Origin of the sequence: Roseiarcus sp., from assembly GCF_052145395.1 — a bacterium.
GTDB lineage: Bacteria > Pseudomonadota > Alphaproteobacteria > Rhizobiales > Beijerinckiaceae > Roseiarcus.
This window is the reverse complement of the sequence record NZ_JBKQOT010000674.1, coordinates 1-6,594: the sequence shown is the minus strand read 5'-3', so window position 1 is coordinate 6,594 and position 6,594 is coordinate 1. Positions and strand designations below refer to the sequence as shown.

Genomic DNA, 6,594 nt, shown 5'->3' with positions numbered 1-6,594 from the left:
CTCCTCAGCGGGCTGGCGCACGCCCTCGAACGGGCTCCTCTCGATAAGGTCGCGCTCGATGGCCCATCGTCCGAACGTCTTCAGGATGGACAAGACGCGATTGGCGAGGACGGGGGCGCGGTCGACCAGAGGGTCGAGCAACTGGCGTGTGTCGGTCTTGGTGATTGTCGACAACCGCCGCCCGCGCCACACGGGCAGGACGTCGTGTTGCAGGATACGCTCGACCTCTTGCGCAGTGCGGGGGCGCTTTGCCCTCACGTGCCTCGCGACGAAGGATTGCGCCACGGACTCGAACAGGTCGGCCGGCGCCTCCGTGGCGGCCCTCTCGGCGGCCCGGGCGGCTTTCTTCTCGGCGTCTGGGCTGTCCGCCGTCGGCGATCAGGGCCTTGGCCTTGGCGGCCCTCCTGCGGGCCTCTTTGAGGGGGATGAGCGGGTAGTTGCCGATCGTGTGCTTCGCCTGCTTCCCGTGAAGCCTGTAGCGCAAGATCCACGACTTCGTCCCCGATGGCTGGACGGCGATTCGCAGGCCGCCGATTTGGGCGTCCGCGACTTGGTAGCGCGACTCTTTCGGCTTCAGGGCGTCGAGGCCGGCTTGGGTCAGGATCTTTTTCATGCGGTACCCCATGGCTCCAGGGGTACCGGAAACACCCCGTCTCTCAACGTACCCCGTTGTTCCCTTATGTGGAGGCCTCTGGGGCGCAACGCAAGGCAAAATAAGGAAATTTGCAGGCAAAGCGTCTTCGGATGTCACGCATTGTTACGCCGGCCACCCTGCTTCCCACGCAGGAGCAGGTGACCATTCTGTCGGAGCAGGAGAAGCGCCTGACCGTTCCGACGATCGTTCCGCCATTCTCCGCCTTACGGCGCGTGCGGGACAAGATTTCCGCCTTTCGGACGCTCGCGGAGATCGGCGCGCCGCAACCGCCAACGGTCGAGGTCCGCGACGTCGCCGATCTCGGGCGTGTCAAGAACTTTCCCGTTTTCGTCAAACGGTCGGTCGGCACGGCGAGTTCGGGCGTGCGACGCGCGAGCTCGCCCGATGAGCCGTCGCGGCCAAAGATCTCTGTCTCGGGTCCGACGAAATGATCGCGCAAACTGAGGTGGAGGGTCCTCTGGCGATGGTGCAGGCGGTTTCGAACCGTGGCCGATTGATCGCCTGGCACGCCAACCTGCGCGTGAAGGAAGGCGCCGGCGGCGGCGCGGCGATCAAGCAAAGCATCGCCATCCCGGGCCTCGCCGATTGTCTCGAGCGCCTCGTGGCGTCGCTTCGATGGCATGGCGGGCTGTCGTTGGACGTGATCCTGACCGATGGCGGCCCGATGATCATCGATGTCAATCCGCGCCTCGTGGAGCCGGCGAACGCGTTTTTTCCGGCGTGGACCTCGTCGGCGCCATGCTCGATCTCGCGGCGGGCGGCAGAACGCAGGTTCGCCCCGTCGGTCGCGCCGGCGTGCTCAGCCATCAGTCGCTCCTTGCGATCCTCGGCGCCGCCGAGCGCACGGGATCGCGCCGTGCGGTCCTCAGCGAAGCGCTCGATGCGTTCTTGCTCAGCGGCGCGTATCTGGGATCGCAGGAGGAACTGACGCCGATTGCCGGCGACCCTCTCGCCGCCGTTCCAGTCCTGGCCGCCTGCCTGGCGACGATCGTGCATCCATCGCTTTGGCGGAAGTTTTATGGCGGAGCGGTCGGTGCCTATGCGGTGACGCCGCAGGCGTGGACGGCGATTGTCGACTCGGCCGTCCCGTGACCGAGAAAAGGCCCGCTATTCGCACATTTGTTGTGCATCCATGCAAAACCTTGCTTTCCCGGTCGCCGCATCCGAGCGACCTCGGTTGCGCCGAGTCCCCTGGCCATGAGAAAGCTGGCGTCCCACAGCCCCTGCTCAAACGATCATCCGTTACAGGCAAGCGACTCCATTCAGGCAATGGATCGCCATCGCGCCATTTTGTTGTGCAAACGATCAAAAAAGAATAATGGTCTTGGGAGACCCGGGAGGAACCTAATGCGACGCTTAGGCATACATTCGTTCGTCTGGACGGACGGCGGGACGCAGGAGGGGCTGGAAGACGCGATGGAGAAGTCGGCGGCCTGCGGCTTCGGCATCATCGAGTTCGCCTATCTCCGCCCCGAGAAATTCGACCTTGAGCGGCTGGCCAAGCGCGCCAGGGCGCTCGACCTGGACATCGTCGTCACCATGGGCCTGCCCCTTTCGGCCGACGTGTCCAGTGAGGACTTGGGCGTGGTCCGTGCCGGCGAGGCGCTGCTCTCCGACGCGGTCAAAGCGGTTCGCGACATTGGCGGCATCCGGCTCGGCGGCATTCTCTATTCGGCGCATACCAAATACGCGCGCATGCCGACCGAGTGCGGCCGCAAGAACAGCGTCGCTGCGATCGCCAAGACCGCCGACATCGCCAAGCAGTCGGGCGTGGAGCTTGTGCTGGAGATCGTCAACCGCTTCGAAACGAACCTTTTGAACACAACGGCGCAAGGCCTCGCTTTCGTCCGGGAGACGGGATCGGACCATGTCCGCCTGCACCTCGACACCTTTCACATGAACATTGAGGAAGTCGATCCGGCCGCTTCCGTCCGGCTCGCCGGCGACAAGATCGGCTATTTCCACATTGGCGAGAGCAACCGCGGCTATCTCGGCGCCGGCGTGGTCGACTTCGACCGCATGTTCGACGCGCTGGTCGAGATCGGCTACGCCCGCGACATCGTCTTCGAGAGTTTCTCCAACGCCGTCGTCGATGAAGCGCTGTCGCTGGCGTGCGGCATCTGGCGCGACACCTGGACCGACAACGAGGCGCTTGCCCGACACGCAAAGCGGTTCATCGAAATTCGTTACGAGGAGGCTCAGCGTCGCCGTGCGACCCTTGCGCGCCCATAGACTGGAGCCGGCCCGGAGCATGCTGGCGAGTCTCAAGCGCGCGCCACACGGAAACTGACGATTGAACCAGATCGTGAGGCTGGCAAGTTCGCCGAGCCGGATCCGTCAGAACAACGCGGCTGCGGCGCTGCAGGCGCTCTTTCACGCTGGCCGGTTGAGCCGAGCTGACCTGGCGCGCGAGATGCGGCTCAACCGATCCTCCTCCGGCAGCATCATTGCCGAATTGTCGGCGCTTGGCCTGGTGCGGGAGATTGAGGACGACAAGCGGAAGGACAAGGCCTTCGCCAGGGTGGGCAGGCCTGGGATCCTCTTGGAGCTCATTCCCGACGCGGTCTCGTTCCTGGGCGCCGAGATTGGCGTCGAGCACATCTCGACAGTTCAGATCGACCTTGCCGCCAATATCGTGCGAAGCAACGTCGAGGCCTTTGACGGTCGCGCCGTCGGCGTCGACGAAGCGATTGCTCGCGCCGTTGAACAGGCCTTCTGCGACCTCACCGTCGAGGCGCGCGAGCGCAGCGAAGGATTCGGCTTGTCGTCGCCGTCTCAGATGAGCGATGAGGGCGTCGTGCAAATCGCGCCGCTGCTCGGCTGGCGCAACGTCAACCTCGTCGAGCGGCTGCGCGCCATTTTGCCGCCCGGCATGCCGGTCATGGCCGAAAACGACGCCAACGCCTTCGCCATAGGGGCAAGCTATCGCATGAAAGGCGCGCCGTCCGGCGTCACGCTGTTTCTGGTGATCGAGAGCGGCGTCGGCGGCGGCATCGTCATTGATGGCAAGCTATTCCGCGGCGGCCACGGGCTGGCCGGCGAGATCGGCCATTTCAAGACGCCGGGCGGCGAAGGCCGCACCCTGGAACAGGCGATCGGCCTCGAATGGGTGCTTGGAGAATACCGCGCGCTGACCGGGCGCCCGGAGAATCGGTTCGACGATTTCCTGCTCGAGGTGCGCGATCGGGCGCCCGGTCCGGTGGCCATCGCCGACGAATGGGCGCGCGCGCTCGCCTTCGCGCTGGTTCAGGCCTGCCGCCTGATCGATCCCAACCGGATCGTGCTCGGAGGGTCGGTGGCTCAGCTCTATCCGATGGTCGCCGCGCGCGTTGCGAGCTACATAAAGGCCGGCCAGGAAGGAACTTTTCCGTTGCCGGAAATCGCGCTGAACGCCGAGGCCTCGGCTGGCTCCGCCTTTGGGGCCGCAAGCATGCTGCATCAACTTTTCTTGTCGCCGGGCGAACGGATGCTCCGCGGCAAGGTCGCAATCGAATGACCAGGCGTAGGCGAGGTGAGATCAGCCCGTGAACGGCGCCGCATGAACCGACAATGGGTTCGCGGGGCGCGCAGATTGAACAATCGAGGAGACCGAAATGTCCATGTCGCTTGAAGGAAAAGTCGCCGCCGTCACCGGCGCCGCATCGGGAATCGGCTTGGCCAGCGCCAAGGCGATGCTGGCCGCGGGCGCGCGCGTCGCGCTCGTCGACCGCGACTCGGCGCGGCTCGCCGACCTCCAGAAAGAGCTCGGAGCGGCCGCCATCCCCGTGGCGCTCGATCTGCTCGACCCCGCGGGTTGCGCGTCGATGCTCCCGCGCATACTCGAAGCGGCGGGCCAGCTGGATATTCTGCACGCCAACGCCGGGACCTATATCGGCGGCGATCTCATCAATACCGACGCCGCAACGATCGACAAAATGCTCAATCTCAACGTCAATGTCGTGATCAAGAACGTGCACGACGTTCTGCCGCACATGATCGGCCGCGGGGTCGGGGACATCATCGTGACGAGTTCCGTCGCCGGGCATTTTCCGGTTCCGTGGGAGCCCGTCTACTCCGCCTCGAAATGGGCGATGACCTGCTTTGTCCAGACCATGCGGCGTCAGGCTTTTAGGCACGGCATTCGGGTCGGATCGGTCTCTCCCGGCCCTGTCGTCACGGCGATGCTCGCCGACTGGCCAAAGCAGAACCTCGACAAGGCCAAAGCGGCGGGCGCCCTGATCGACCCCTCGGACGTCGCCGAGGCGGTTCTCTTCATGCTGACGCGGCCGCGCAACGTGACCATTCGCGATATCGTCGTGCTGCCGAGCAGCTTCGACATCTAGCGCCCGGTCTCTGGTCGAGGACTTCAGCCTCGCGGTCGATCGCGATGAACTTGTCACGTTTCTCGGCCCCAGCGGCTGCGGCAAGACCACGCTCTTGCGCAAGATCGCCGGGTCCGAGACGCCGTCGGCTTAGGCGAGACGGCGGGGGTTGAAATCAAGCGCTTCGCGGCCCGGTCGGGTCGGTCGTAAAGCTCGGAAAGCGGGCCTTCATTGGCGACGCCTGTACAACCACAGACCGCCCTCTGCGGACGTTCCTCCCACGTCGGCGCCCTACGATTACGCGCCGGCGTCGCGATCGACGCAACCATCGAGCTGGCTTGGCGCAGCCGTCCCGTCATCGAGGGCATCAGTTTCGCGTGCGGCGGTGGCGCCGGGGTCCCCGGCGAGATAGCTTCATAAAGGTTGTATCCGCTTTCGGGATGACCTTGGCGTCCTGACGATGGAAATGAACGTCCATGCGTAGCTTCAAACCCGTTCCGCTCAAGCGCCTTTTGATGATTGGCTGCGAGATCTTTTACCGTGAAGCCGCGGCCGAGATTGCGCGGAGCCATTGCATCGTCGACGTCGAGACCATGCCGAAGAGCTTGCACGACATTGGCGAAGAGGCGATGTCGTCGCGCCTGCAAGACACAATTGAGTCGTTGCTCGCAGCGCGGACGCCCGACGCCTGGCCTGACGCAATCGTCCTGCTCTACGGCCTGTGCAACAACGGCGTTCGCGGCTTGCATGCGCCGGTGCCGATCGTCATCCCCCGCGCGCACGACTGCATCACTATTCTGCTCGGATCCCGGACGCGCTACGACGAACATTTCCAGGCCAACCCGGGCACGTTTTATCGATCGCCCGGTTGGATCGAGCGCGATGGCGACCCCGACGCCAACCCGGCGAGCGTCACCCGTCGGCTTGGCATCATCCATGACTACGCTGCGCTGGTAGAAAAGTACGGCAAGGACAACGCCGACTACCTGATGGAGACGATGGGCGACTGGTTCAAGAACTATCGCCGCTTGAGCCTGATCGACACCGGGGTGGGTCCGTTCGAAGAGTACCGAAAGATCTGTCGAGATGAGGCCAGGGAAAGAAACTGGATCTACGAAGAACTCGCCGGCGACACCGTCTTGATCACCAAGCTGCTGAATGGCGATTGGAACGAGCGGGATTTTCTGGTCCTACAGCCGGGACAGAAAATTGCTGCGAGCAATGACCAGGATGTGATCTGCGCGGATAGCGTCAACGCAACGTGAGCGCAACGTCAGTGCGCGACCGCCGAAGCGACCAGAGCTTTAATGCAGCCCGGACGCCAGCCCGTTTTCACCAACGATCGCGTGAACCATGGCCCAGAAATTCTCGAGCGGCGCATCCAGTTGAACATGATGCGTCGGAGAGACGATGTGAAGTGGCCCCGCGCAGCGGGACCGTTTTTGGCGGCGGTTAAGTTGGAAGGCCGTCTGCTGGTTGTCCTTTATCAAGCCGCCAAGGGTTGTGTCTGCTGCTGATTCTGCTCTGCCTGTGGACCGCGCCGTCGCGCCAGACGGCCATTGGGGCGCGGTAGCCGAGCCCCTGATGAAGACGATGCTCGTTGTAGAAGGCGAAATATTCGCCGATCCCGGCTTTCGC

General features: G+C 64.0%; 7 protein-coding genes and 2 pseudogenes. 7 read left to right on the top strand and 2 right to left on the bottom strand.

The features are described from left to right. On the bottom strand, positions 1–285 hold a 285-nt coding region (locus ACLP25_RS23130), incomplete at its 3' end, for a phage integrase central domain-containing protein (RefSeq protein WP_442471482.1). Positions 286–358: 73 nt separating this feature from the next. Next, positions 359–613 (bottom strand): annotated as a pseudogene (locus ACLP25_RS23125) (Arm DNA-binding domain-containing protein); the annotation flags it as partial. 131 nt (positions 614–744) lie between these two features. Between ACLP25_RS23125 and ACLP25_RS23120 the strand changes: the two are divergent. The 7 genes and pseudogenes from ACLP25_RS23120 to ACLP25_RS23090 all read left to right on the top strand — a co-directional run bounded on the left by ACLP25_RS23120 (position 745) and on the right by ACLP25_RS23090 (position 6,221). Beyond that, on the top strand, positions 745–1,086 hold the full coding sequence (locus ACLP25_RS23120; RefSeq protein WP_442471481.1) for a hypothetical protein: 342 nt from the start codon (positions 745–747) through the stop codon (positions 1,084–1,086). Positions 1,087–1,375: 289 nt separating this feature from the next. Beyond that, entirely contained in the window at positions 1,376–1,747 is a 372-nt protein-coding gene (locus ACLP25_RS23115; protein WP_442471480.1) for a hypothetical protein, read from the top strand. Positions 1,748–2,002: 255 nt separating this feature from the next. Next, positions 2,003–2,887, top strand: a complete 885-nt coding sequence (locus ACLP25_RS23110) for a sugar phosphate isomerase/epimerase family protein (protein ID WP_442471479.1) — start codon at positions 2,003–2,005, stop codon at positions 2,885–2,887. 61 nt (positions 2,888–2,948) lie between these two features. Continuing rightward, positions 2,949–4,151, top strand: coding sequence for an ROK family protein (locus ACLP25_RS23105; protein WP_442471478.1), 1,203 nt, complete (start codon positions 2,949–2,951; stop codon positions 4,149–4,151). Positions 4,152–4,248: 97 nt separating this feature from the next. After that, complete coding sequence (locus tag ACLP25_RS23100) at positions 4,249–4,977, top strand: SDR family oxidoreductase (RefSeq protein ID WP_442471477.1); 729 nt, start codon at positions 4,249–4,251, stop codon at positions 4,975–4,977. Continuing rightward, a pseudogene (locus ACLP25_RS23095) lies at positions 4,943–5,101 on the top strand (ATP-binding cassette domain-containing protein); the annotation flags it as partial. The gene ACLP25_RS23100 and the pseudogene ACLP25_RS23095, both read left to right, overlap by 35 nt. A gap of 370 nt (positions 5,102–5,471) precedes the next feature. Then, on the top strand, positions 5,472–6,221 hold the full coding sequence (locus ACLP25_RS23090) for a DUF1638 domain-containing protein (RefSeq protein ID WP_442471476.1): 750 nt from the start codon (positions 5,472–5,474) through the stop codon (positions 6,219–6,221). Positions 6,222–6,594: the final 373 nt, after the last annotated feature.

Excerpts from the sequence above, each read along its gene's own strand:
- ACLP25_RS23120 (WP_442471481.1), top strand. The coding sequence starts at position 745 with ATGTCACGCATTGTTACGCCGGCCACCCTGCTTCCCACGCAGGAGCAG.
- ACLP25_RS23110 (WP_442471479.1), top strand. The coding sequence starts at position 2,003 with ATGCGACGCTTAGGCATACATTCGTTCGTCTGGACGGACGGCGGGACG.
- ACLP25_RS23100 (WP_442471477.1), top strand. The coding sequence starts at position 4,249 with ATGTCCATGTCGCTTGAAGGAAAAGTCGCCGCCGTCACCGGCGCCGCA.
- ACLP25_RS23090 (WP_442471476.1), top strand. The coding sequence starts at position 5,472 with ATGATTGGCTGCGAGATCTTTTACCGTGAAGCCGCGGCCGAGATTGCG.